The 25658-nt window shown below is 62.1% G+C and carries 23 protein-coding genes and 1 tRNA gene; 12 read left to right on the top strand and 12 right to left on the bottom strand.

Annotated elements, in window-relative coordinates; all coding sequences use genetic code 11:
- Positions 1-102 precede the first annotated feature (102 nt).
- Positions 103-990, top strand: coding sequence for a subclass B3 metallo-beta-lactamase (gene bla / locus ACQR1E_RS21390; protein ID WP_315828088.1), 888 nt, complete (start codon positions 103-105; stop codon positions 988-990).
- 12 nt (positions 991-1002) lie between these two features.
- Here bla and solA read toward each other — a convergent pair whose 3' ends face one another.
- Positions 1003-2196, bottom strand: coding sequence for an N-methyl-L-tryptophan oxidase (gene solA / locus ACQR1E_RS21385; RefSeq protein WP_315715548.1), 1194 nt, complete (start codon positions 2194-2196; stop codon positions 1003-1005).
- Between the two features lie 21 nt (positions 2197-2217).
- Complete coding sequence (locus ACQR1E_RS21380) at positions 2218-2982, bottom strand: crotonase/enoyl-CoA hydratase family protein (protein WP_316195872.1); 765 nt, start codon at positions 2980-2982, stop codon at positions 2218-2220.
- 246 nt (positions 2983-3228) lie between these two features.
- Between ACQR1E_RS21380 and ACQR1E_RS21375 the strand changes: the two genes are divergently transcribed.
- A complete protein-coding gene (locus ACQR1E_RS21375; protein WP_316195874.1) occupies positions 3229-4041 on the top strand; it encodes a hypothetical protein in 813 nt (270 codons plus the stop codon).
- A gap of 26 nt (positions 4042-4067) precedes the next feature.
- Here ACQR1E_RS21375 and ACQR1E_RS21370 read toward each other — a convergent pair whose 3' ends face one another.
- On the bottom strand, positions 4068-4442 hold the full coding sequence (locus tag ACQR1E_RS21370; protein WP_315828092.1) for a hypothetical protein: 375 nt from the start codon (positions 4440-4442) through the stop codon (positions 4068-4070).
- A 1-nt stretch (position 4443) separates the two neighbouring features.
- Complete coding sequence (locus tag ACQR1E_RS21365) at positions 4444-4944, bottom strand: hypothetical protein (protein WP_315752048.1); 501 nt, start codon at positions 4942-4944, stop codon at positions 4444-4446.
- A 395-nt stretch (positions 4945-5339) separates the two neighbouring features.
- On the opposite strand from ACQR1E_RS21365, the gene ACQR1E_RS21360 reads away from it, so the two are divergent.
- A complete protein-coding gene (locus ACQR1E_RS21360; RefSeq protein ID WP_434897529.1) occupies positions 5340-6608 on the top strand; it encodes a DUF892 family protein in 1269 nt (422 codons plus the stop codon).
- Between the two features lie 337 nt (positions 6609-6945).
- Here ACQR1E_RS21360 and ACQR1E_RS21355 read toward each other — a convergent pair whose 3' ends face one another.
- Together ACQR1E_RS21355 and ACQR1E_RS21350 are read right to left on the bottom strand one after the other, a co-directional pair.
- On the bottom strand, positions 6946-7203 hold the full coding sequence (locus tag ACQR1E_RS21355) for a hypothetical protein (protein ID WP_315715554.1): 258 nt from the start codon (positions 7201-7203) through the stop codon (positions 6946-6948).
- A gap of 265 nt (positions 7204-7468) precedes the next feature.
- The gene (locus ACQR1E_RS21350; protein WP_316185992.1) at positions 7469-7591 is read right to left on the bottom strand and encodes a hypothetical protein; all 123 of its coding nucleotides are present in this window, start codon (positions 7589-7591) and stop codon (positions 7469-7471) included.
- On the opposite strand from ACQR1E_RS21350, the gene ACQR1E_RS21345 reads away from it, so the two are divergent.
- The 3 genes from ACQR1E_RS21345 (at position 7584) to ACQR1E_RS21335 (ending at position 8800) form a co-directional block, all read left to right on the top strand.
- On the top strand, positions 7584-7754 hold the full coding sequence (locus ACQR1E_RS21345) for a hypothetical protein (protein WP_316185993.1): 171 nt from the start codon (positions 7584-7586) through the stop codon (positions 7752-7754). The genes ACQR1E_RS21350 and ACQR1E_RS21345 overlap by 8 nt on opposite strands.
- A gap of 3 nt (positions 7755-7757) precedes the next feature.
- The gene (locus ACQR1E_RS21340) at positions 7758-7964 is read left to right on the top strand and encodes a hypothetical protein (protein ID WP_316185994.1); all 207 of its coding nucleotides are present in this window, start codon (positions 7758-7760) and stop codon (positions 7962-7964) included.
- 143 nt (positions 7965-8107) lie between these two features.
- Entirely contained in the window at positions 8108-8800 is a 693-nt protein-coding gene (locus tag ACQR1E_RS21335) for a phytanoyl-CoA dioxygenase family protein (RefSeq protein WP_315715556.1), read from the top strand.
- Positions 8801-8915: 115 nt separating this feature from the next.
- Here the strand turns inward: ACQR1E_RS21335 and ACQR1E_RS21330 are convergent, their stop codons facing one another.
- Positions 8916-9209, bottom strand: coding sequence for an HdeA/HdeB family chaperone (locus ACQR1E_RS21330; RefSeq protein ID WP_315715557.1), 294 nt, complete (start codon positions 9207-9209; stop codon positions 8916-8918).
- Between the two features lie 1044 nt (positions 9210-10253).
- Positions 10254-12032, bottom strand: coding sequence for an acyl-CoA dehydrogenase (locus ACQR1E_RS21325; protein ID WP_315828096.1), 1779 nt, complete (start codon positions 12030-12032; stop codon positions 10254-10256).
- 289 nt (positions 12033-12321) lie between these two features.
- Between ACQR1E_RS21325 and ACQR1E_RS21320 the strand changes: the two genes are divergently transcribed.
- A tRNA-Gln gene (locus ACQR1E_RS21320) sits at positions 12322-12396 on the top strand.
- A gap of 936 nt (positions 12397-13332) precedes the next feature.
- Positions 13333-13800: a GNAT family N-acetyltransferase gene (locus ACQR1E_RS21315; RefSeq protein WP_316195879.1), complete on the top strand. Its 468-nt coding sequence runs from the start codon at positions 13333-13335 to the stop codon at positions 13798-13800.
- 129 nt (positions 13801-13929) lie between these two features.
- Here ACQR1E_RS21315 and ACQR1E_RS21310 read toward each other — a convergent pair whose 3' ends face one another.
- From ACQR1E_RS21310 to ACQR1E_RS21295, 4 genes are read right to left on the bottom strand one after another with little or no spacing between them, the layout of a single operon-like run.
- Positions 13930-15117: an amidohydrolase gene (locus ACQR1E_RS21310; RefSeq protein ID WP_315715560.1), complete on the bottom strand. Its 1188-nt coding sequence runs from the start codon at positions 15115-15117 to the stop codon at positions 13930-13932.
- A gap of 46 nt (positions 15118-15163) precedes the next feature.
- Positions 15164-16615: an amidase gene (locus ACQR1E_RS21305; protein ID WP_434897528.1), complete on the bottom strand. Its 1452-nt coding sequence runs from the start codon at positions 16613-16615 to the stop codon at positions 15164-15166.
- Positions 16612-17520: a DMT family transporter gene (locus ACQR1E_RS21300; RefSeq protein ID WP_315828099.1), complete on the bottom strand. Its 909-nt coding sequence runs from the start codon at positions 17518-17520 to the stop codon at positions 16612-16614. Before ACQR1E_RS21300 ends, ACQR1E_RS21305 begins: the two co-directional genes overlap by 4 nt.
- A complete protein-coding gene (locus ACQR1E_RS21295) occupies positions 17517-18326 on the bottom strand; it encodes a HalD/BesD family halogenase (RefSeq protein WP_315828100.1) in 810 nt (269 codons plus the stop codon). The genes ACQR1E_RS21300 and ACQR1E_RS21295 overlap by 4 nt, the downstream gene beginning before the upstream one ends.
- 517 nt (positions 18327-18843) lie before the next feature.
- On the opposite strand from ACQR1E_RS21295, the gene hemA reads away from it, so the two are divergent.
- Genes hemA through ACQR1E_RS21275 form a run of 4 tightly spaced genes read left to right on the top strand, consistent with a single transcriptional unit; the run spans position 18844 to position 25657 of the window.
- Positions 18844-20151, top strand: coding sequence for a 5-aminolevulinate synthase (gene hemA / locus ACQR1E_RS21290; RefSeq protein WP_315828127.1), 1308 nt, complete (start codon positions 18844-18846; stop codon positions 20149-20151).
- Positions 20152-20208: 57 nt separating this feature from the next.
- On the top strand, positions 20209-21747 hold the full coding sequence (locus ACQR1E_RS21285) for a B12-binding domain-containing radical SAM protein (RefSeq protein WP_315828101.1): 1539 nt from the start codon (positions 20209-20211) through the stop codon (positions 21745-21747).
- Positions 21744-23249, top strand: coding sequence for a hypothetical protein (locus ACQR1E_RS21280; RefSeq protein ID WP_315828102.1), 1506 nt, complete (start codon positions 21744-21746; stop codon positions 23247-23249). The genes ACQR1E_RS21285 and ACQR1E_RS21280 overlap by 4 nt, the downstream gene beginning before the upstream one ends.
- Entirely contained in the window at positions 23222-25657 is a 2436-nt protein-coding gene (locus ACQR1E_RS21275) for a penicillin acylase family protein (RefSeq protein WP_315828103.1), read from the top strand. Before ACQR1E_RS21280 ends, ACQR1E_RS21275 begins: the two co-directional genes overlap by 28 nt.
- Position 25658 lies beyond the last annotated feature (1 nt).

Below are 25658 nucleotides of genomic sequence, written 5' to 3'. Positions count from 1 at the left end.
GGTCACGTGTGATGCAGGGGCCGCGGAACGAAGCGCGATTGCCCCGCCGCGGTCGCAATGACATAAAACGATTTCATAACACCAATACATCGGGAGGCCGGAATGAAAAGAATGATGCTGCTCGCGGCGACATTGTCGTTGGCCGCCGGCTCCGCTGCAGCGCAATCGCTGCCGGACCTGATGAAGCAGATGGTCGCGGCGTGGAATAAGCCGACCGAGCCGTTCAAGGTGATCGACAACGTCTACTACGTCGGCACCAACGGGCTCGCTTCCTACCTGATCACCACGCCGCAGGGCCATATCCTGATCGATACCGTGATGCCGGAATCGACCGCGCAGATCGAGGCCAGCATCGGCAAGCTCGGCTTCAAGGTCGCCGACATCAAATACATCCTCAACACCCACGCCCATATCGACCACACCGGGGGGCTGGCGCAGATCAAGCAGGAAACCGGGGCGCAGATGGTGGCGGGCGCCAAGGACGTGCCGCTGCTGGAAGGCGGCTTCTATCCGGGCCGCGAGGAGGAGCGCTATCTCGGCTTCCCGCCGGTCAAGGTCGACCGCGCCGTGCGCGAGGGCGACACCGTCACGCTCGGCGGCGTCACGTTGACGGCGCATGAGACGCCGGGCCATTCGCCGGGCTGCACCAGCTGGACGACCGACGTGAAGGATGGCGACGCCACCCGCAGCCTGATCTTCTTCTGCAGCGCCACCGTGGCGCTGAACCGGCTGGTCGGCCGTCCCACCTATCCGGGCATCGTCGACGACTACAAGAAGACCTTCGCCTGGGCCAGGACGGCGCATCCCGACATCCTGCTGGCGCCGCATCCGGAGATGTACGACATGGCCGGAAAGCGAGCGAAGATCGCCGACGGCGCGCCCAACCCGTTCGTCAAGCCGGGTGAATTCAACGCCTATCTCGACAAGCTCGAGACGCAGTTCAACGACGGGCTGGCCAAGCAGACGGCGGCGCTGCAGTCCGGCAAGTAGTTGCGCCGTCCGCTATGCTGGATCGGCGACGGCCAGCCGGTCCAGCGTGAAGCCGGAGAGGTCGACGCGCGGCGTCTCGCCCCGGGCCATTGCCGCGAGCGCCTCGCCGACTGCGGGCGAATGCTTGAAGCCGTGGCCGGAGCAGGGCGAGGCGTAGATGACGTTCTCATCGCCGGGATCGCGATCGATGATGAAGCGGCCGCCGGGCGCATTGGTGTAGAGGCAGACCGCGCTGCGCAGGCAGCGCGGGCCGAGATCCGGCACGAACGGCCGGACATAGGTTTCATAGGCCGCTTCGATCTCGGCCGCCGTCACCTCGCGGGACACGTTGTCGGGATCGGTCTCGCCGCTGAGCACTTCGTTGGCGATCTTGACGCCGTTGTCCGGCGATCCGAGCCAGGGAAAGCCGTAGATGTCGGATGCGGCGCGCTCGCGCCCGCTGACGTCCCAGATGAAGACCGGCGCGTTCGGGCCGAAGCGCTCGGGATTGGCAAGGATTTCGAACCAGTACAGCACCTGCCGCGTGACGTTCACGCGCCGCTGCAGCGGCGTGATCAACTCGGTGATCCATGGCCCTGTCGTGACAATCAGCGTCGTGGCCGATGCGGCTGTACCGTCGTCAGTCATCACCACGAGCGAACCCATGGCGCGGCGAAACCATTTGACTTGGCGGCCGAACAGCAACTTCGCGCCAAGCTGCACGGCGACCGCAAGCTCGGCGCGCACGCAGTCCTCGACCAGGAGATAGCCGCCCTCGCGGTCGAGGAAGGCGCGATCGCCGGGCAAAGTGGCGAAGCCCGGAAAGTCCGCGCGCAGTCGCTCCGACGACAGGATCTCGCCATCGACGCCATGCAGCCGGGCCGCGGTCTCGATATTGGCGAAGAACTGCGCGCTCGAGACGCCGTGGACCTCGCCGCCATCGCGGGCCGGAATGAACAGGCAGCCGCATTGCTCGAACAGATGCGCCCCGGTCTCGCGCTCCAGTTCGCGCCACAGCACATGCGAGCGCTGCGCCAGCGGCGTGTAGTCGACGCCTTCGCCGATCGCCGCGCGGGTGATGCGGGTCTCGCCATGGGTCGAGCCGAATGGATGCGGCGGCTGGAAGCGGTCGATGCCCAGCACGCGCTTGCCGGATTTGGCGAGATGCAGCAGCGCGGCGCTGCCGACCGCGCCGCAGCCGATCACGATGACATCAAAACTCGGCATGCGCCTCCGACGTCCCCGGCGTCACTTTTTCTTCTTGCGCGACAGGAACGCCTTGAACGCGCCGACCGCCTCCTCGGAGGTCATGCGCTCGGCGAACAGATAGGCCTCCTGGTCGATGCGGCGGGTCAACTCGTCCGGCGCGGTGCGGATCAGCTTGCGGCCGATCGCCACCGCCTCGGCCGGCAGCCGGCAGATGTCGCGCGCCACCTTGTGCGCCTCGACCTCGGTATGCCCCGGCGCCACCACGCTGTTGACGAAGCCGGCGATCTGCGCATCCGCCGCGGTCATCGTGCGGCCCATCACCAGCATGGCGAACGCCCGCTGATAGCCCATGGTCTGCGGCATCAGCAGGCTCGAGGCGCCCTCGGGCACCAGGCCGAGATGGATGAAGGGCGTCGAGAACGTCGCCGTGGTCGAGGCCAGCACGTAGTCGCAGTGAAACAGCATCGTCGTGCCGATGCCGATCGCGACGCCGTCGACGGCGGCGATGATCGGCTTGACGTTATGCGCCAGCGAATACAGGAACTTGGTCGCTGCCGAGGTGCGCGCGGCGTCGTTGCCGGCCGCCCCCGCATGCAGGAAGTCCTCGAGATCGTTGCCGGCGGTGAACACGCCGGAGCCGCCGGTGATGATGATGCATCGCACCAGCGGATTGTTCTGCGCGGTGTCGATGGCATCGCTCATGCCGAGATACATGGCCTGGGTGATCGCGTTCTTCTTCTCCGGGCGCCTGAGCTTGATCGTCCGCGTCTCGCCCTCGTCGGTCACGATCAGATGGTCGGTCATGGGCCCCTCGCGCGTGTGCGCCGGCCGCTATGCGCCGGTCGTTGTCCTGAGTCGTTTCTCGCGCATCAGCCTACATCATCCGCCGACCGCGCCAAGGGCCGAAGCGGCCGTCGCCGGCCGGGGCGGGCGCGGCCGAGGCGCGCAGGCGCGGCCGCGCGCGTTCATGGTTGACGACTGGTTTTCAACCGCATCGGCGATAAGCTATCGTTGCACGCCAAGCGTGTCGTCATAGCAAGGCAAAATTCCATGACCAGATGTCTTTCCGTGCTGATCTCGTTGCTGCTGTGCTGCGCATTCATGAGCAGCGCCGAGGCCGCCCCCAGCGATCGCGCGCTGCTGTCGCAATTCTGTGCGCCCAAGTCGATTACAGGGGCGACCTGCAAAGAGGTCAAATCCTATCCCGAGGCCGAGGGGCGTCGCTGTAACGTCACTCTCCAGCCGCAGCGGCAGCAGGGGCAATTCGTGGCCGGAGCCAATCCGCTGCTGGTCGTGAGCTATGGCAGCGGCTGCGAGCCGCACGCGACCGATTTCGGCGGCGCGGTCGTGTTCGAGCAGGTCGGCGGCGCTTACAAATTTCGCGGCTTCCAGCCGGGCATGCAGGTGAATGAATGCGTCATCTCCACCACCAGGGACGAAGCGCAGGACGTGCTCGTCTGCCTGACCGGGCATATGGGGCAGGGGGTGGTCGAGACCGGCGTGGCGCGCGTCGGCTTCGCCAGTGCCAGCGGCGGGTCCATCGAGATGTCCTACGATTTTCTGCTGCAGGCCGAGGACACGAAGGGAGCCTATCTGACCAACATCGTTACCTGTTCGGAGCAGCTCAAATATTTCGGCCTGTCGAAGCTCGCGGCCGGGCCAACCCCCGGCAGCGTGGTCGCCGCCGTCAGCTACGCCGATCACGAGACGATCAGCACGGCCTGCGCCAAAGGCTTTCCGAAGCCGAAGGACGCGGAGGACATGCGCGAACTCGCACCGGGCGAAGCCTTTGTGCCGGACGGTTACGCCAAGAGCGGCAGCGTCATCATCGAGATTGCAAGCCGCTCGGCAAAGTTGCGCTGAGTCTGCCGCGGTCCAGTTGTCGCGCCTCAGCGTGATCCGTCCGGGCGGGACGGGGCAGCCGGCGGGCGCGGGCCGGCGGCCGGCGATGCCTGCTGTCGGACAGCCTCGCGCCGCAGTGCCTGCTCCAGCACCACCAGCCGAGTCGCCATACGGGTCAGTTCGTCATGCACCGAGCCCTGGACACCCTGCACGGCGTGCTGCACCTCGCGCAGCGCATCGCGCTGCGTCTCCGCCTTGAGCACCCTGAACTCGGCCTCGATCGAGGTCAGGCGGTTGTTGACCGCCCTGATCGCCTCGGCGATCTCCTTCTGGCCATCCTGCAGCGCGCGCACGTGATCGACCAGCCGCAGATGATCGGTCAGCTCCTCGACCGTCTTGCCGATATTGCTGCGGCCCCACATCCTACTTTACCGACCTCAGCAGGTTCCTGATCGTCGCCAGATGATCCTCCGGCGATCCGAGCCGCGCTGAGATCGCGCTCATCAGGTCCTTGCGCAGTTCCGACAGTTCGTCCTCGGGCACGATGCGCTCGGCGGCCTCATCATAGGCCATCCGCCGCGGCTCGACCTCGACGGGGCGCGGCGCGACGTCGAAATAGGGTGGCCGCTCGTACACCGGGATGTGCGGCGCCTGGCGCGACGACGTGACGCGCGCGAGACTCGGAAACCGTGGTGGCGGCGTGTGCGCCGGACGTTCGATCTGATCAATCAGCGCCGCCAGCGCGACGTCCATGTTGCTGTCGTCAGGCTCATCGTCGACAACGTAGGACGGCTTCCGCAGTGTCGCCCCATTCGCGGGCGATGATGAGGTGAATGACGATGCGTGGTCGCGGAGTCGCTCGATGACCCGGCGGACTCGCGCGCCGAGACCTGGCTTCTCCCTGGCCGGTGTTCGCATCAACATGTCACTCTCCAGCGGAACAGCTTAGGCGAGCAGGGAAAACCTTAGCAAGGGGCCATCGTTCAGCTGCCAACAGGATGTCGCGTGGCAGCCCGCGCCGGTGGCGCAGGCGCCGACCGGCAGGTTCCCTCTTGCGCATTCCTGGCACCAACGCGCAAAGCCTCGATGATACCGGCAATCCGGGTGTGGAGTGCGTCTTGGCGTGCATAATGGAGCTCGCCGACAAGGGGAAGGCGCGTTTGACGCGGCATCGCCCTGACCCCTCGTGCCGTGGCCGGCCTGCCTCGATCGCGCGGCGGCAGGAACGCGCATGGCGTCAGTCGGCGGTAAGGAACAACCGTGGTGGCCGGCCGTTCGGACCTTGCTTGCCGTCCCCCCGCAAACGTCCGAGGCCTTCCATGTATCACCACGTCAAGAAGCTGATGTTCACCGTCCGTGTCGACGAGCCGGATCCGCGCTTCGGCAACATGCTGCTCGAGCAGTTCGGCGGCGCCAATGGCGAGCTCGCCGCGGCCATGCAGTATTCGATCCAGGGGCTCAATTGCGAGGATCCCGACCGCAAGGACCTGTTGATGGACATCGGCACCGAGGAGCTGAGCCATCTCGAGGTGGTCGGCACGCTCGCCCGCATGCATCTGAAGCCCGCCAAGTTCGACCGCGAGGCGGCCGAGGCCGACCCGCTGATCGCGATCGCCGGCGGCGGCGGCGTCAACCTGTTCAACTCGCAGGGCAATCCGTGGACTGCCGATTATCTCAAGATCACCGGCGAGCTCGACGTCGACCTGCGCAGCAACATCGCCGCCGAAGCGCGCGCCAAGATCGTCTATGAGCGGCTGATCAATTTCACCGACGACGCCGGGACCAAGGACGCGCTGCAATTCCTGATGACGCGCGAGATCACCCATATGAAGGCGTTCGCGCTGGCGCTGGAGAGCATGGGCAAGCCCGCCTTCAGCATCGGCCGCCTCGCGCCGACGCCGGGCCTGGTCGATCAGTTCTTCAACGATTCCACCGGCTCCGGGGATCATGGCGAGATCGACACCCGCGGCCCTTGGAACGAGGGCGGCGACTGGGTGTTCACGGAATCGCCGGCGATCCAGGCCGGCGAGCCCGGAGCAGCCTCGGCGATTGTCACCGAAAGCTCGCCGCCGGCCGACGAATCCGGCCTCAGCGATCTCCTCATGGACGAGCTGCGCGACATCCTGCATGCTGAGAAACAGCTCACAAAGGCGCTTCCGAAGATGGCGGAGGCCGCGCGCTTCGACCAGTTGAGCGAATTGTTCGAGCAGCATCTGGCCGAGACGGAAGCGCAGATCGAGCGCATCAACGAGTGCTTCGAGCTCCTTGGGAAGACGCCGCGCGCAAAACCCTGCAAGGGCATGATGGGCCTGGTCGAGGAGGGGCAGGAGATCATGACCCAGAGCGAGGACAAGGAGGATGCCGCCGCCGACCTCGCACTGATCGGCGCCGCGCAGCGGGTCGAGCATTACGAGATCTCCGGCTACACCACCGCGCGCAACCTCGCCCAGCAGCTCCGCCACAGCGCCGTCGTCGCGCTGCTGTCGAAGTCGCTGGCCGAGGAGGAGAACGCCGACCAGCTCCTCAACCAGGTCGCGCGCTCGCTGATGTCGGTCGCCAAGATGCCGGCCGCGATCGAGCAGGCGTGAGGAGGGCGTAGTCGTAGGCGGATGAGCGCAGCGTCATCCGCCGCCTTCCAAATCAAGACGGCGGGTTACGCCTGCGGCTAACCTGCCCTAAGAGTCTCAACTCTCTCCCAGTCGTCATTCCGGGGCATTCGCGCGCAAACGGCGCAGCCGTTTGAAGCAGCGTGAATGAGCCCGGAATCCATAACCACAGGCCTCAGTTTGAGGCGAGCACGCGCCACATGCCGCTCGCACCTCACAACCATCGTGAGTATGGATTCCGGGCTCGCCCTGCGGGCGCCCCGGAATGACGGTGGAGGGAGCGATGACAACAACGAGCAAGCCAATATGGGCTGCCGTCTCACTCCGTATAGCTGTGCGACCGCTCCGCCCGGCGGAAGTGAACCGGCGACAGGCAGCGCCGGGCCCGGCTGATCTGGGCGTCGGTGGCGCCCCGGCTGCGCGCATACATCTCGGCCACCTCGGCGGTATATTTCTCGACGTAGTAGCGAACCTCGGAGCACGACATCCGTGTCTCCGGACCTGCTTCGTTGGCCGCCTGCAACTCGGACCCCATCGCCAGCACCAGCACTCCCGCGCCGATCACGCTCCGCAACATCGTCGTCTCCCCATTGTCGTAGCCGCCTGCCAGCAGGCGTGACTCGGCGCGCCGGGGCAAATTAACAATGGGCCGCGCATGACATCGCGCGCGGACTGTTGCTTCACGGCGTCACCGCGACGCGTGCGTCGCAGCGCGTTTTGCTGTTGCAATGCTCGTCCAGTTCCTCATTCGGAACCGGCGCGTTCGGATGCGACGCTCGCGATCGGCGCCACGCCATCGCTCGGCGCAGCTCGTAGGACGGCGCGGGGATTCCGAACGAGCCTCAGGCCGTCACGCCTTGGCTCGACGCAGCCGTGCTGCCGGCTGCGCCATTGGTCGCGCCCTGCGCATTGTAGGTCTGCGCGTTGTTGCCGCTTCCGTTCGAGGCAGCGGCAGTCTTGGTCACCTCGGTCGAGCCGTCGGAATATGTGATCGTCGTCGTGGTGATCCCGTCGAGGGTGATCGAGACCTCGCTGACCACGGTCTTGCCCGACGATGAGCCGCCGCTGCCGGAAGAACTTTCAGACGTGGCGCTGGCGGAGCTGGTGGCCGATGACGACGACGTCTGAGACGTGGACGAGGTGGATTGCGTGGCGGTGCTTGCCTGGGACGCGGTGGCCGCGACGGGCGTTGTGACAGAGCTGATCGACATGGGACTCTCGCGTGAAGAAGGAAGCCGGGCCGCGCGGTGGGCGTTCGGCCCGCTTCTTCAACGCAACTGCCGCCCGAAACTGGCGGCGCCAGTTGCGTCTGATTATGTCCGGACGCCGCCGTCCTGATGCCGGACCAAGACCGAAGTTTGACGCCGGTGGCCCCATCGCGCTCGCATCTCATGTCCATCGTGGGCATGGATTGCGAACTCGGCGGCGGGAAAGAAGAGCGATTGCCAAGCTCCCGCGGCGCACTCTAGTCTCCTGCGCGCATGACCTTCGCGCTCTCTTCCCAGCAGAAATCGCAGTTCACCGACGCCGGCGCGCTGCACGTCACGACGGCACTCGATGCGTCCGCTTTGCACGCTCTCGCCGCCGCGCTGTCCCGCCACGCACCGGCGCAGGCCGGCACCCGGCTGCACGGTGTTGCCGCGCTGACGCCGTTGCTCGCCAATGACGGTCCGGTCGGCCGCGCCGCCGCCGCCGTTCTCGGCGATGCCGCGCGCCCGGTGCGCGCCGTCTATTTCGACAAGACGCCGCAGATGAATTGGGCGGTCCCGTGGCATCAGGACCGGACCATCGTCGTGCGCGAGCGCATCGAGCTCTCGGGTTTCGGTCCCTGGACCACCAAGGGCGGCCTGCAGCACGTCGCGCCGCCTTACGAGGTGCTGGCGCGGATGGTCACCTTGCGTGTCCACCTCGACGCCGTGCCCGACGGCAACGCCCCGCTCCTGATTGCGCCAGGCTCACACTGCCTCGGCCGCATCCCGGAAGCCGATGTGCCGATCGTCGTCGCGCGGTGCGGCACCGTCGCGTGCCACGCCGAGCCGGGCGACATCTGGCTGTATGCAACACCGATCCTGCACGCCTCGGAACTATCCGTGCAGCCCGGCCATCGCCGCGTGCTGCAAGTCGATTTTGCCGCGGATGAGCTGCCGGGCGGACTGGAATGGCTCGGCATTTGAGACAACGGAGGAGGGCGGATGAGCGGAGCGTCATCCGCCCTTGGCGGCGCGGTGGAAAGGCGGGTCACACTAACACCAACCCGCCCTACGCGACACGGATGGTGCGCGTCGCCGGTTACTTGCCGAGGATCTTCTCGGCCGCCGTCACGATGCTGACCGTCGGATGCTCGGCGCAGTACGCGCCGAACTTCTTGGCGTTCGCGATGAACTCCTCGGTGTCGAACAGCGCTTCGTCCTGATCGCCCTTGTACCAGCCGTCCAGCCAGATCAGCACCATCTTGATGGTGTCGTCGCCGCTTTCGACGAACTGCTTGCAGCTCATGGTCGACAGATCGAGGACGACCGCCGACGCCGGCGCAGATGACAGCAGGAGGGCGACGGCAAATAGTGGGGCAACGAGCGATTTCATATGTCTTCTCCGAACGGGCATGATCAAAAACGATGAACTATGCAGAGGCTCACCAATCCCTTCGCGAAGCGGCGCGAATTCCGTGATCACGATCGCGACGGGAGCGGTGGCCGGAACTGTCCGTACCGCGCGGAGAAAGTCAAGCATGAGCGGGAGAGCCGCAGGGTGCATCGAGCCTTTCCGGCTCCGAGGTCTGAATTGGGAGCCTCGGCGGGCGCGCGCGCCTGTCGGGCAAATCACGTTGACCCGAAATGATCGTGTCAAGGTTTGCTGAAAAACATAAATCGCTTTGTCGTTTCCCCAAATCAGCATTATGGTACGCCCATCCCGTTGCACGGTAGGGGACGCTTCGCGGTCGTCACGGACGTTGGCAGCGGGATGCGGTGGACGCGGGCGGGCGCAGTGCTGTTGGCACGGACGAACGGCTGCTCGCGGACGGTGAAGGCGTGTGGTTCTGATACTCCGACGCTAGTATCAAGCGTAATGCGCGAGAGCGCATTGCGCGACATGGTGGCCAGAAAGCCCGGTGCACCAGGAAGAGCGCGCTATAGACCGTTAAAACCATCGCGCGGGGAAGGCCGGGTCTGTCCGGCTGTACCTGTGGTGACTGCCGCCTGCTTTTTTTCTGCAGGCGGGCCACGGGCCTCAGCCGAGGTCCGGCCTTCCTCGCGCCCTCCACTCGGTGAGGGCGGGAATTTAGCTCATAGCTCGGGCGCGGAGCGCGTCGCGAGAGCGCGGATGCTCATGCCGAGCTACGCTCCGAGCTGATCGTGACATGCTGTTTGAGATTGTGGATCACACGATGCTACATGGCCGGTGCTCACCCTCCCCTGGAGGGGGAGGGTCGATCGCGCGCGAAGCGGGCGAGCGGGGTGGGGTGATGTCTCCACCGGCACGGGTGCGTGTGGAGACATCACCCCACCCCGCCTCACGTTTCGCTGCGCTCCTCGTGAGGCGACCCTCTCCCTCCAGGGGAGGGTGGGAGCCCGGTGATCAGCCATGATGTAAGGACGTCAAAGCTGCGCTGTCACGACCGAGTCGAACTCACGCCACCAGCACGGCCTCGGCGCCGAGCACCGCATCGGCGCCGTCGGTGACGGTCTTTTCCAGGGACGGCGCCTGCACGGCAAACGTCTCGGCGAAGAACCGTGCCAGCGCCACGTGACGGGCGCCGACGGTCTCGCTCTCGCTGCGCGCGGCGAGCGCCTCGTTGGCCAGCATGCAGCCGCCGAGCGCCGAACCGAACAGGCGCAAGTACGGCGTGGCGCCGGCAAGCGCGTCGTTCGGGGCTGTCGCCAGCTTCTCCAACAGCCAGCGGCTGGAGCGGTCGAGCGCGCCGAGCGCGTCGCGCAGCTTGGCGCCTGTCGTGCCGAACGCCGGATCGTTGGAGGCCTCGACGCGGCGGACGATGTCGGTGAGCTCGTCGAGCAGCTTGAACACCGAGGCGCCGCCGTTCGCACCCAGTTTGCGGGTGACGAGGTCGATCGCCTGGATGCCGTTGGTGCCCTCGTAGATCGCGGTGATGCGCGCGTCGCGATAGTGCTGCGCGGCGCCGGTCTCCTCGATGAAGCCCATGCCGCCATGGATCTGCACGCCGAGATAGGCGACCTCGTTGCCGATGTCGGTGGAGAACGCCTTGGCGATCGGCGTCAGCAGCGCGCCGCGCGCGGCCGCCTCGGCGCGCACGGCGGGATCCTTGGCGCGCACGGCGACGTCGAGCGCCACGGCGGTCGCGTAGCAGATCGAGCGCGACGCGGCGGTCAGGACGCGCATCTGCATCAGCATGCGCTTGACGTCGGGATGGGCGATGATCGCGTCCGAGCCGGTGCCTTTGCTGCCGACGGCGCGGCCTTGGCGGCGGTCCTGCGCGTAGGCGAGCGCCTGCTGATAGGCGCGATCGGCGACGCCGACGCCTTCGAGGCCGACTCCGAGCCGCGCCTGGTTCATCATCGTGAACATGCAGCGCATGCCGGCGTTTTCTTCGCCGATGAGATAGCCGATGGCGCCGCCATTGTCGCCCATCGTCATGGTGCAGGTCGGCGAGGCGTGCATGCCGAGCTTGTGCTCGACGCCGGTGGCGTAGATGTCGTTGCGGGCGCCGAGCGAGCCGTCGGCATTGACGAGGAATTTCGGGATCAGGAACAGCGAGATGCCCTTGGTGCCGGCCGGCGCGTCCGGCAGCCGCGCGAGCACGAAATGCACGATGTTGTCGGTCATGTCGTGGTCGCCATAGGTGATGAAGATCTTGGCTCCGGTGATGCGGTAGCTGCCGTCCGCGGCCCGCTCGGCGCGGGTACGCAAGGCGCCGACGTCGGAGCCGGCCTGCGGCTCGGTCAGTTGCATCGTGCCGGTCCATTCGCCGGAGATCAGCTTGCCGAGATAGATGTCCTTCAGCTCCTTGCTGCCATGGGCGTCGAGCGCCTCGATGGCCGACAAGGTCAGCAGCGGGCACAGGCCGAAGGCGACGTTGGCCGCGCTCCAGATCTCGGTGCAGGCGGCGTTGATGGCGAGCGGCAGGCCCTGGCCGCCATGCGCCTCGGGGCCGGACACCGCGTTCCAGCCGGCCTCGGTCCAGCGCTTGTAGGCATCCGGCCAGCCCGGCGCGGTGGTGACCTTCTTGTCGGCGAGCTTGACGCCGTTCCTGTCGCCGATCTGGTTGAGCGGGGCGAGCACGTCGGTGGCGAACTTGCCGGCTTCCTCGAGCACGGCGGCGGTGATGTCGGGGTCGAAATCGCCGTAATGGCCGGCCTCGACCGCCGCCTTCAGCCCGGCGCCATGGTTGAGGGCGAGCAGCATGTCGTTGAGCGGGGCGCGATAGGTCATGGCGTGTCCTCGGGGGTCGAAATTGGCCGGTTTGGCCGCCGTCATCCCATGAAACCGGCCGGGTCTCAACTTTTTCGCAAGCCGTTGCGGCGGGCGGCCGCGGCGGACCCGGCGGGACAGGGTAAAGGCTTGTTCAGATTGACGAATCGGCGAGCGCGGCGGATCACCCGGAGCCCGCGCAAATTTCCTGCGGCGCAGCGGTTGAAATGGGCCGGCGCGCTCTGTAGACCACGGGCGCCGATCCGGAATCGCATGGCGCCCGCGCGCCATGCCGATCCGCCGGGCCTGATGGGGCGTAGCCAAGCGGTAAGGCAGCGGATTTTGATTCCGCCATTCGGAGGTTCGATCCCTCCCGCCCCAGCCAGATTTCCGGAGCCCAGTCGGTATCTTACATTTTTACGATCTTGTTGTTCTGAAACTCGCCAGACGCCGCATTCCGAAACTCTGTTTGCGTTGTGTTCGCCAAAACGTGAGCTCGTCGTTTGCGTGTTGCCGCAAGGACGCGCGGAGCCGTGCGCTTGGCGTAGCCGGCGTTACTCCGGGCCAAGGATTCGGGATATCCCTGGCGAATTCGGCCGGGTACAGCCGATGAACCACGCGCCATGCCTTGCGGCACAGGCCAACGAATTTCTCGCCGCGCCGAAAGAGTGTGCTCTCGCCCGCGTCATCCTGATGAACGTTTCGTAGAGCTTATCAGCGGCACGCGGGGTGATACTCTTGATCGGCAAGCACCCGATGCGCTCGCCTCCTTTGTTGCGCACGTCGCAGATGGCTTGCATGCTGTGCTCGTAGCCGGGTCGCGAGCGCTTCGAGACCTTTTCGAGACATGCCTTTGTCTGCGCATATTCGCGGAAAAGCCAATCAACCGAGCCGACGCGCGCTACAGAAGCCTTTGGATCGGGGATGCCCTTTCGATTTTGGCATCGGCATCACTCCACGTCTCGTCGTCAGAATCACTGTCATCCGAAGGCAGCCGATCATTGGCACAATCAAGCTCTCCGACGTTCCATGCTCTTCGGCGAGCGCCAATGAGTGCGGGCTTCGGCATACTTCCTGCCTGCACCATCTGATCGAAGACGTTGAGGGAAGCGCAGATGCAAGCGGCTATGGCCTCACGGGTGATGAGCCGGGGCTTGAGCGATGACGAGAGAGACGTCCGCCTTGGCTCGGCGAGATCTTGGTAACAGAGCCTAGATTCTTCGTGCCCGTTCTATCTTTTTCGGCGTAGTTCGCTATCCTTGTTACGACATGAAAGATATCATCGTCATACGTCGATGTAGGTGCAATGGAGTTGCTGGAGATGAACAAGCAGGGTGGAGGCGTCGAGATCGCGAAGGGAAATCCCTTTCACGCAGATGTCGTCCGTATGCTCAGAGACGCAGACGAATATTATGCGTCGCTTTACCCGCAAGAAAGCAACCACTTGATCGATGTGAATGAGTTGGCGAAGGACGATACTCTTTTCTTCGTCGCTCAGATCAACGACAGGGTGATTGGCTGCACGGCCCTCGTCTTGTCACCTGACTATGGTGAGTTGAAACGCATGTATGTAGATCCTGCCTATAGGGGGCTGGGGGTCGCGCAAGATCTGCTGGATACGATCCTGCAGGCCTCGCGAGGGGCAGGGCTATCTTGTATTCGTTTGGAAACCGGATACTTGCAGCATTCCGCGATAGCATTGTATCGAAAGAACGGCTTCTTCGAAATTCCGCCGTTCGGCGGTTACGGCATCGACCCGCTGAGCATATTCATGCAGCGCGACCTTTAGCAACCTGCTGAATGTCCCACAGGCATCTGCCTGCACTTTGGTGCCGATGTTGGACTCTGTCATTGTCTTGGTCGTTGCGCGGTATTCGCTCTTCTGCGCGGCGGCCGCAGGCGGCCTATTTGAGGAGCATCAAGTGGACGCCAGTTCCCTAAGGGCTATGCGCTTCAACAGCAGCGCGGCACGCTCGATATTGCGATCGTCGAAATCATATGAGGGGCTGTGCAGGCTGGCAGCACCGTCCGCCCCCTGACCAATCAAGCAATATGCTCCCGGGACCTTTTGTAGAAAGAAGGAAAAGTCCTCTCCGGCCATGCTCGGACGAACGTTGCTCAGGATGTCGTCTTGATCAAGCAAGCTGTCTGCAACGCCGGTCACGAGAGCAGCGCGGTCCGCATGATTGATCGTGGCTGGATAGAGCTTCTTGTAGGTCACCAATCCCGTCAAATCATGGGCATCGCAGACGTGGTCCACGATATCTCGGATCTTCTTCTCAATAGTCGATTGAACGTCCGTACAATATGTACGAACCGTGCCGACACAGTCGACCCGATCGGGAATCATGCTGCCCTTGAGAGGGCTTCCGCCGTGAATGCCTCCGATAGATATGACGGCAGCCTCCGCGGGATCCACATAGCGCGATACGACGTTTTGCAGCATCGAAATGATGTTTGCGGTGGCAACGATCGGATCCCTCGTCTGGTGGGGAATTCCGCCATGGCCACCCGCTCCAAGGACGGAGATTTCGATTCGGTCCGCCGCGGCCATCACCGCCCCGCTATTGATGGCGATCTTTCCGATTGGAAGCCATGGCGCATTATGAATTGCATAGATCGAGCTGAGCGGGAATCTCTCAAGCAATCCATCTTCGATCATCGCTTTTGCACCCGCTCCCCCCTCCTCAGCGGGCTGGAAGATGCAACATACGGTTCCGGAAAACTCACGGTTCGCTGAAAGCTCTCGTGCGGTGGCGAGCAGAATGGCCATGTGGCCGTCGTGACCACACGCATGCATGCAGCCGCTGTTCTGCGACTGCCAAGCAAGACCCGTCTGCTCCGTCAATTCCAGGCCGTCCAACTCTGCCCTCAACCCCACATACTTTCTGGTGCCGGTCCCTTTGATGCCGCGAATGATGCCGACCACACCGGTTCCGCCGATCCCGGTCTGTATCTCGTCGGCACCGAGCGCTTGCAGACACTCCACAACCATCGCCGACGTCTTGAGCTCCTTGTACCCTAACTCCGGAATCGAATGCAGCGCCCTGCGGATGCGTATCGCTTGATCGAGAGTGCCTGGCTGCAGTGCGTCACGCAATGACATATCATCTCCTTCGTCTCGAAGCGGGCGTCCTCGTCGCTGCGACCCGCTACGCCAGCTTCTGGATGTTCTCGGACAAGGCCATTGCCTCCGACCTTCCACGAACAGGAGCGAGTTGGTGAAACGACAGCATGTCCTCCAGGGCGGCCGCACAGGAAATGACGTCGTGGTCGCCATTTGTCGGCCCGATCACCTGCAGTCCTACTGGAAGACCCGACCGCGTCATACCGCAAGGCAGCGACAACGCAGGAAGACCGGCCACGGCCGCAACGTAGGTCAACGCTGTCCAGTCGAAATAGCCATCGAATACATGGCCTGCACATTCAACTACGGTCGGCTGATCGATCGGATGAGCCGGCACGATTGTCGACGGACATATCAAGAGATCATATGTTTCGAAGAAATCAGCCACATGCTGCACGATGCGAACCCGCGCCTGTTCGGCTTCAAGCATCTGGTCGATCGTCAGCTGCAGCCCCTCGGTCACGTTCTCCCTGATATCGGTTGATCTCACCAGCGTACCCTGCTTCCTCAGGACGCTACCAAGGCTGCACGCCAATACGTAAGCACGCATCACTCGAAAACATCGCTGGACACCATCTAGATTCGGAGACGCCTGATCCACGACGACGCCATTGGCCTGAAGTCGCGCCGCGGCATTTTGCACGATGCAAGCGACTTCGGGGTCCACAGGGCCGATGTTCAGATCAGCAGAGAAGGCGACTCGCTTCGGCAACTTCTGGACTTCAGCCGCGCTGGCAAACGACCGCAATGGACGTGGTTTGGAAAGCAGATCCCTGTGGGTCTCGCCCGACATGGCGTCAAGGAACATTGCAAGATCGACCACGTTTCGTGCCATGGGGCCTTGGACGGCTAGCGTCTGATCAACGGATGCGCGGTTAGCCATCGCGACCCGCCCCGGCGACGGCCTCATCCCAACAACGCCACAAAAGCTCGCGGGAATGCGCAAGGATCCCCCCATGTCAGAGCCATGAGCAAGCCACGTCATATTCAACGCCAGAGCAGCAGCCGAACCGGAAGATGATCCCCCCGGCGAATATTTGACGTTCCACGGGTTCAAACATGGGTCAAAGACCGGATTCAGAGAATTGAATCCAACGCCGAGTTCAGGGACGTTGGATTTTCCAAATACAAGTCCCCCTTCATCCTCGATGTGCTGGACGACCGCATCAGTGAAGGCTGGAACATGATCGCTATATATGAGAGATCCGGCCGTCGATCGAACCCCGGACACTTTCTGAAGGTCCTTGATGACCAGCGGCAGGCCAGACAGTTGGCCGCGCTCGTCGCGAGGCTTCTGCATCAATTTTGATGCACGATCATGCGCCCTATCGAAGCAGAGCGTCGGCAGGGCGTTGACGGTCGAGTTGACCTCGCCGACGCGCTGTTCCACGGCATCAAGGCAATCATGCGGAGTCACGTCACCGCGTCTAAGCAGGGACACGATCTCAACAGCCGAATAGTCGAGCAAGGCGTTCATCGCTGGTGTGCCCCTTCGAAGATGAGTAAAGCGGTGCCCGCCACTGCCGTGATTGCGCCCAGGAGCGAACTTGCATTCGGTCTCTCACCCCGCGTAAGCCAGAGCAGAAGCAGGAGCACCAGCGGCGTCGAGGACGCGTATGTCATCGATATTGCGATTTTTCCGCTCGTGATCGCCAGCATAAGAAGCGTCAGGCCGCCGCACATTCCAACGAGCGCACTCACAACGATCTTGGCGTAAACGGTAGCTGAGCTGGCGTCTGTCCTGATGTCGTCGCTGCGGGTCCGGCCCATGATGACAAACAATAGGGACGCTGCGCAGAACCGTATTGTCGTCGCCATGATGGGCGACGTTCCCGCCGTTACGACGGGAGTCGAGATCAGCGTGCCGATCGCCTGGCATCCGGCTGCAAGAACCGCCAATGCGACGCCCGTGTTCTGACGTTCGGCGTTGAGATGTCCATTCAGGGGAGCGCCGGCGCCTCCTCTGAAGGCAATGACAATCAACGCCCCAGTCATTACAAGAAGAATACCAACTCCCGCCTCTATCGTGGTCCTCTTGTGATAGATGGCAGCCTCCAGCACGGCGCCGATAACGACGTTGGACGAGAATATGATGCTGGTCTTCTTCGGCCCTATTTTGCTGATGGCGGCAATGAGAGACAGGTCGCCGACCACAATTCCAATGAGGCTCGATGCCGCGAGCGTCAGCGCGTCCGCGACACTCACGCGAAGCGGAACATCGGCGATGAACAGCACCGGTAGCATGAAAAAAGACGCGAAGATCATTCGCGTCTTCGTGAACTCGAAAACACCTGTGGTGCGACTGACGTCAGCGGCAATGAGGCTACTGATCGCCAGGCACGCAGCGGTTCCAAGCCCGGCAACTTCGACGCCGACCGTCATTCGACGTTAGCCGTCTCGACTGTTGCGTCATCAGACCTGGTATCATCTGGATAGATGTCTTCCATCGAGTTGTGCGTTATGGAATCCGACACCATGTCTTCCGGCGACGCAAACGTCAGGACCACAACGGTTCTCTTGGTAGATCCCGTCAGGGGCGCCACACGATGCAGTGTCGTATTCGCCTTCATAAAATAGCAATGTCCGCTGTTGACGTAGAGAGACCGAACGACGTTGTCTTGCAGGATCCGCCGGAGGTATGGCTCAGTCGAGCCTTTCTGCCATTCGACGTTCGAGAGGTACTCGACGCGTCCCCCGAGGAGCGGATCTGGAGCCTCAATGACAAAAATGAGGGCATAGGCATAATCGTCCCAATGCCATCCATGGGTGTCGCCAGGCTCGCACTGGCTGTTGATGATATACTCCTCGGGTCGGTAAGGAACCCGTTCAATGTTCTCACCGGCGAGCTTCCGGAGGAAGGAGAGAACCGCGTCGCTATTGAAGATGGCCGGAATAATCCCGTCATGTTGACAAATAGCGTCACGCCCGACGCTGCTGTAGGCTCTTGGTGTGTTGCCGCTTTCCTTGATGGTCAGCTTTCGCCGCTTCGACTCCCGGTCGAGCAGGATATTGGCTTCGCTGGTGAGCGCTTCGACCATATCCTTCGGAAGAAGCTGATCGATGACAGCGACGTGATTGCTCCTGAACGTTTGTGACAGCTGATCGATGGCGGCTTGCGACAGGCCGCCAATGTGACTGGCTAGGCGCAGCTCGGTGTCTGTGGGCGTGCAGTTTGCTGACAGATTCATTGCAACCTCAAGTTCGCTGCTGAAAGAGCCAGGGCGGATCCCCCCGCCCGAGGACGTGCGGCTATGCATCGCGCGCGTCGCGACTGCCTCCGTCGTTCTGTACGGTGCCTGTGGGCCATGGAAGTATCGATACCGTATTTTTCGGATATGGCCGCCCGCGGTGGTCGTCGGTAGCTATGGACGACAGGGCATTGGGCTCGCTCTGCTTCGCGTTGAAGGCGACAAATCACAAAGGATGGCGTCGGTGAGCGAGAGCCAAGCAGGATGCGGCGCGATATTGCGAATGTTCGACGCGGCTCCCTGACGTTCAGTATCGTGTCACAAAGTTAAGGAGTGCGTCTCCGACGGACATCCTCCCTACGTCACGCCGCCTGTTCGGCGTTCATCGCCGGTGCCGTTCGCCGCGGCGCTGCTTGCCTGCTAATCACCGTGTCATCCACCGCCGCTCGGAGCTCTCTCTCAAGCCACCTCGACTTCACCGACGATGTGTTCGCTCAATAGAGTGGAATCAGCGATGATGAATTATGAAGGCATATTTGTCCGGGCGATCGACGCTCTTCGTGAGGAAAGGCGATATCGGACATTTGCCACTCTGGTGCGCAATCCCGAGACTGCGCCGACTGCGCTCTGGCGACCGCCGGGCGAGACACGAGCACCACAGCCCGTCACCGTCTGGTGCTCCAATGACTATCTCTGCATGGGCCTGCATCCGGATGTGATCGAAGCGTCCACGGAAGCGTCCCGGAGCTTTGGCACGGGCGCGGGAGGAACAAGGAACATCTCCGGCACGCACCAAAAAATCGTAGAGTTGGAGCAGGAGCTGGCCAGTCTGCATGGAAAGGAGGCGGCGCTCGTCTTCACGTCAGGCTGGGTATCGAACTTCGCAGCAATCTCCACCATCGGGACTCTGTTGCCGGACTGCGTGATATTTTCAGACGCGGACAACCATAACTCGATCATTGAGGGTATCAGCCGCTCGAGATGCGAGAAGAAGATCTGGCGTCATAACGACGTGAGGCATCTTGAGCAGCTGCTTGCCACGGAGCCCCGCAATCGCGCAAAACTCATCGTATTTGAAAGTCTCTATTCGATGAGCGGCAGTATTGCGCCCATCGGCGGGATCGCTGCTCTCGCTGAACGGTACGGTGCCATGACCTACATCGACGAAGTTCATGCCGTGGGGCTGTATGGACCTCAAGGTGGGGGCATTTGCGATCGAGACGGCCTCGCAGATCGGATCGACGTCATTCAAGGTACGCTCGCCAAAGGGTTCGGATCGCTTGGCGGCTATGTCGCCGCAAATGCATCGATCGTCGATTCAATCCGAAGCTATGCGCCGTCGTTCATCTTCACGTCGACGATACCGCCACACGTCGCCGCGAGCGCAACGGCGGCGGTACGGCATCTGCGCCGGTCCAAGGCCGAACGCGACCAACAGCAAGCGGTGACGCGCAGGGTCCGGCGTGCGCTTCAGGCCGCGCGCCTGCCGGTCATGGCCAATGAATCGCATATCATCCCGGTCGTGGTAGGCGACGCGCAGAAATGTACCGCCGCGAGCCAGATGCTGTTGGAACGACACGGGATATATGTTCAGCCTATAAATTATCCGACTGTGAGCAAGGGCACGGAGCGGCTTCGTCTGACTCCGACACCGGCCCATCGAGACGTGCACATCGACCTGCTGGTCGCCGCTCTCTCTGATGTCTGGGCGTCTCTCGAGCTTCCGTACGATGAACGGGCCGCGCGATCTCCGATCGTTGGCATGACGGACGACGCGGTCAATCCGAAAGACATGACGAATCAGCGGTCGGTTCCGGCGGAGTAAAGGCGGACGCACCGCGCGTCGTGACGATGCGGCATCAGGCATGACGAGGGCGGATACATGACGCATTCCAAGTACAAGATCCTGTTCGTAACGCAGCACTATCATCCAATTCATCTGGCAGACGACCGGATCTATATTGTTGAACCCATCCAGTACGAAGTGCTGGCGTCCATGCTGGACAAGGATGAGGTGGACATTTCTCTGCTGGATCAGCGCCTTGATCGCCGCCCGTTGGCCCTGCTCGAGACGATAAGGCGCCTGCGTCCGAACTTCGTCGGATTCACGTCTTGGACGATGCATGTCGACCTCGTGCGGATGCAGGCGGCGCTGGTCAAGCAGATCGACCCTTCGATCATCGTTGCGGTAGGGGGGCATCATGCTAGCCTAAGTCCGTCCGACTTTGCGGACCCCAACATTGACTACGTCATGATGGGAGAGGCTTATCTCTCTTTCCGGGATCTGATCCTGCGCTGCCGGGAAAGCGAGCGTAACGTAGCTGATCTGGCAGGCGTTGCCTGGCAGGACAACGGCAAATTCTTCTCGAACGGCAAGGCGGTCGTTCCGAAGTCCTTCGATCTCGACAGCCTCCCCCTCCCGGACCGAAGCATCCTCGGCAAATATAAGGGCAGATACTATCACCTCTGGTGGAAGCCGGTTGCTGCCCTGAGGACGTCCATGGGATGTCCCGCAAGATGCTCGTTCTGCAATTTGTGGCGGCCGAACCTCGGAAAGTATCTAACGTGGAGCCCGGAATACATCGTCGAGTATCTCAAGACGATCGAGGAGCCGTATGTCATATTTACAGACGACCACTTCTTCGGGGACGGGCGCCGGGCGCACGCCATTGGTGAAGCGATCCTTCGGGCGGGCATCAAGAAGGAGTACTTGTTCTACAGTCGGGCGGACGCGATTGTCAGAGACCCGAGCCTGGTCGCGCTGTGGTCGCGGGTTGGGCTCAAGCGCCTTCGGATGGGTCTGGAGAGCTATTCCGATTCCGAGCTCGGTGCCATGGAAAAGGGCAGCTCCGTGGCGCACAACGACAGGGCCATCGAGATTCTCAAGAAGAATGATGTCTTGATCGAAGGCCTGTTCATCGTCGGTGTCGACTACAAAAGAGAACAGTTCGAAAACTTGACGAGCTACATCCGCAGCCGAAAAGTCGATATCCCGAACATCACTGTCGCGACGCCGATGCCGGGGACGACAGACTACGCCAAGAACGAAGACGCGCTCATTTACAAGAATCCGACGTACTACGATTTTCAGCACGCCGTGCTCCCCACAAGGCTCGATATCAAGGAGTTCTGCCATCTCTATGGGAAGATGCTGCTCAAGGTCCAGAGACCGCCACTCGAGCAGATCCGGCGCATAGGTCTGTTCAAATTCATTTGTAACGTTCCGTCATTCTGGATCTACTTTCTTCGCGTCTACACGTCTTACAAGCACTACGGCTACGTAGAGCGAAGCGGGGGCGAACTTCCAACACTTCCATGGGTTGATATGCGGCGCGGAAGCTGCGGCGGTGACGCGGTAGCGGACAAGAAATATGGCTCCGTCGACATCGACAAGGTGTTTCCGACAGGGGTTCCGTCATGACGGACGAGGCCGACGTCACGAATGATATCAAGCTGCGCTTCGGACGCCCCGACGATTTTGCCGCGCTTAGGTCTCTGCGGGGCGAGGTGTTCTGCGATGAGCTTGGGATTCAGGAGCGATCCTATCACGACGTCATTTTCGATTGGTATTCGAAGAATGTCGTTTTGCTTGCGGGCAACCGTTTGATAGGTGCTGTTCGTCTTGCCTACATCCGAGATTGGCAGGAGTACTATGTCAGCTACCTATGCCTCGCGGCGCAATACCGCCGGAAAGCGCATCTGCGGCTGTTGTTCGGAGCCATTATTCTGCTCATGAAGCGAAATGGGATCAGGTCAATCAGGGCGGATTCGTCCGACGCAAATCTGATGATGTATCAGGCGATGGGGTGCGTTCCCATCGGAGGAAAGTTCAAGAAGCCAGGATTTGTCTGCGACTGGACACCGATGCGCTACGACATTGGTGTCAATGCAGCGGCGGAGGAGAGTCTTTCAGAACGCGCGGCGGCTCATTTTGAACCGTGGACCGAGAGCGATCTGACATGGGTGTTCGACACCGTGTTTCATCGGTGTGACACCGCGTCGGCATTCGGGGCGACTTTCGAGGCCCTTCTCGAAAAGGATCTGATCCCTGGGCATCTGCCGTATCTGGCTCGTCCCGACCGGGTGATCGACCTGCCGCACGATGAGGCGTTTACGCGTCATCTGAGGACAGTCGAGGTGCGGTCAGATGACGATGAATTCTTTTCGGCAACTTCAACAGCATCTCCCACTCGCCCTGCCTGCCCGGATCGCACGACCATCACCGCGAGCAGTCGGTTCGCGCATCTGAATGCTCGGTTTTCGTCCAAGACCCTGGTGGCGGTTCTTGTCGACTCGGAGGCGTTGGTCTTCGCGCGACTATACGCTGTCCTGACCTGCAAGCGTCTGGTCGAGTTGAACGATTGGGGGGAACTGCCCTCTCTCTGCCCACCGTCCGTATCGAGCGTGACTGCCATTATCGGACCGGCTGATCGGGCGCTGCCGAAGGCGGTTTTATCGGCAGCGCAACGCCGATGCGCTATCGGGCTCCTGAGCGCCGCGGACCTGCCGGCTCTCTCGTCGACGTTGCTCGGCTCGTATCTGAACTTCATTGGACCAACACAAGTCGCGATCGCGGTCCATCCGGCGGGTCTTGCGTCGTACGAGGCGCCGACAGGCGAGTGCGGTCGTGGGCTCGGCCCAGGTTTGTGGAGCCTCGCCGGTGGACCAGAAATGACCGTCGTCGCGATTGGCCCGTATCATTTGCTCATCGTGCCCGCCAGGATATGCCGAGCTGCCGTAGCGGCCATTTCAGAATTTCTCAAGGTTGGCTATGCCATCGGACAATCAGTCCGATTGGTCCGCGAGGAGTGCCTGGGCGATGAGCCGATCCTGCTGATGGGAGATCCGAGCCTTCGCCTCGATGTCGCCCCGTCAGAGAAGAACGTGGAGGCGACGTGGCGCTTGGCGGCCGTCTCGAACTGATGTTCGTGCTGAACAACTCATTTTCGATGCCTGCTTTCACGGCCGTGGTGGTGACAGGGACGCTATGCGTTGTTGGGCCGTGTTTTCTTTTCGGGCTGGCGCTGGTCGCGACGATCTTCGTGCGCGCGATGCCAAGGCGATCGGGTGAACGCAGGCTTGCCGGGTTGGGGAACGAGGTCAGGATTTATCACGACAAGCATGGCGTTCCCCATATCTTCTCGGAGAATTTTCAGGATGCCGCGCGGTGCCTGGGTTACCTGCACGCAAGCGAGCGCCTGTTTCAGATGGAAATTCACCGACGTGCTGGACAAGGGCGACTTTCCGAAATCTTCGGGGCGGATTTCGTCGACACAGACAAAATCATTCGTGTTCTAGGTCTCTACCAGCTGGCCAAGACCAGCTTTGCCGCGCTTGCGCCGGAAACTCAATCCACGCTTTCGGCCTATGCGGACGGCGTCAATGCATTCTTGTCGACGCACCGAAGCAAACTGCCGTTTGAGATGGTCTGGTTGAGATTCCGGCCGGAGCCATGGTCTCCCATTGATTCAATCGTGTGGGGCAAGCTCATGGCTTGGCAAATGAGCCGGAACTATCTCGCCGAGCTGAATCGAGCCGAGTTGACCAGCAGAATCGGAACGGTCGATGCCGGCCCGTTCTATCCCGATCCCATGCGGGGCAAGACTGGACCATCGGCGTCGGGTGGGTCTGGTGGCTCGCGCGGACAATCCGACTTTTCAGACAAGATGGGAGCGCTGCTCGGATTGGCCAATGGCGCTTCAAATGCTTGGGTCGTCGCCGGCGAGCGAACCACCAGCGGCCACCCGCTCCTCGCGAACGATCCGCATCTTGACGTGTCGTCGCCAGTGCTCTGGTTTTTATGCCGGATCGTCACCCCCGAAGGATGGGTGAAAGGAGCCGGAGTACCAGGCGTACCGATGATCCTGCTTGGACAGAACGAGAGCTTCGCCTGGGGAACCACGGCGGCGATGTCCGACGTTCAGGATCTGTTCGTGGAAACTCTGGATCCGGCGGATCCGACCAAATATCTTGCGCAGGCTGGCTCTCACGCATTTGACAGGCATGAAGAGACGATCCGAGTCCGAGGTCGGCCCGACGTCAAATTCGCCATCCGCAAGTCGCGGCATGGCCCGGTGCTATCCGATGCTGTCCCGCGTCTTGCCGCGCTGGCGGGCAGCGATGGCGTCATCGCGCTATCCTTCAGCGGGCTCGGAGATTGTGACCGCACTGCCGAGGCGTTTCTGAAGCTCAATCGGGCGCGGAATTGGGAGGAGTTCAAGGATAGTTTGCGGCTGTACGAAACGCCTGCGCAGAACATGTTCTACGCCGACGTCGCCGGCAATATCGGTGTCATGAGTCTAGGGCGGGTCCCAGTGCGCAAGTCGGAATATGGCCTGCATCCCGCGGCGGGATCAACGGGTGATGCAGACTGGTCAGGCTACGTTCCGTTCGAGCAGATGCCGCACTCGTTCAATCCGGCCTGTGGCTATATCCATAATGCGAATGGTCGACCGGCCTGGTGTGGGCACGATGTCTTTATGGGATGCGATTGGGAAGAGCCGTATCGGACACAAAGAGTCCAGCAGTTTTTCGACAACATCAGATTGCACTCGCTGGAAACATCTGCCCAAATGCAGGCCGACATTCTATCTCTCGCCGCTCAGGATCTTCTGCCGATTTTGCTTCGAGCAACCCCGTCCAGTCCACTGGGACGGCAAGCCCTCGCGCTGCTCTCGAAGTGGGACGGCACGATGCACAAGGACTGGGCAGAACCGCTCATTTTCAACGGGTGGATGCAGGCGCTCCGACGAATGCTGATCGATGACAAGGCGAAGGTGAAGCTTGAGTATGTCGGGCCATGTGCGGCTTCGCTCCTCAGGAAGCTTATCCTGGAGCATCCCAAATGGTGCGCTTCGGGCGAAGAGACGGATCTGGAATGTCGTGCATGTCTGACGCGGGCTCTCGAAGAAGCTATGGCGATGCTCTCGAGGCGCCGCGGATCTGACCTGACGAAATGGCGGTGGGGAGACGAGCACATCTCGACGCTTTCGCACGTCTTCTACTCGCGGATACCGATCTTCAGGTCATTGAGCGAGCTTGGCGTCGGAAGTGGCGGGGACCTGTATACGCTCAACAGCGGAGGTGCTCTGCAGCCGCACCATGATCGCCCGTTCGAGCGGAAACACGTTCCGACATTTAGAGCCCTATATGATCTCGGCGATCCGGATCGGTCCCGCTTCATGATCGCGACCGGCCAATCTGGCCATATCTTCTCGCGCTTTTACGGAAACCTGACGCCGCTTTGGAACGAAGGCGAGTCGATCACGCTGGCTGGCGATGAGTTGGCCTTGCAGCGTGAAGGCGCGACTCTCATGAGATTTATTCCGTAGG

Origin of the sequence: Bradyrhizobium sp. HKCCYLRH1030 (genome assembly GCF_051168395.1) — a bacterium.
Lineage (GTDB): Bacteria > Pseudomonadota > Alphaproteobacteria > Rhizobiales > Xanthobacteraceae > Bradyrhizobium.
Note: the sequence above shows the minus strand (reverse complement) of the source record. Positions and strands in the feature narration are given on the sequence as shown.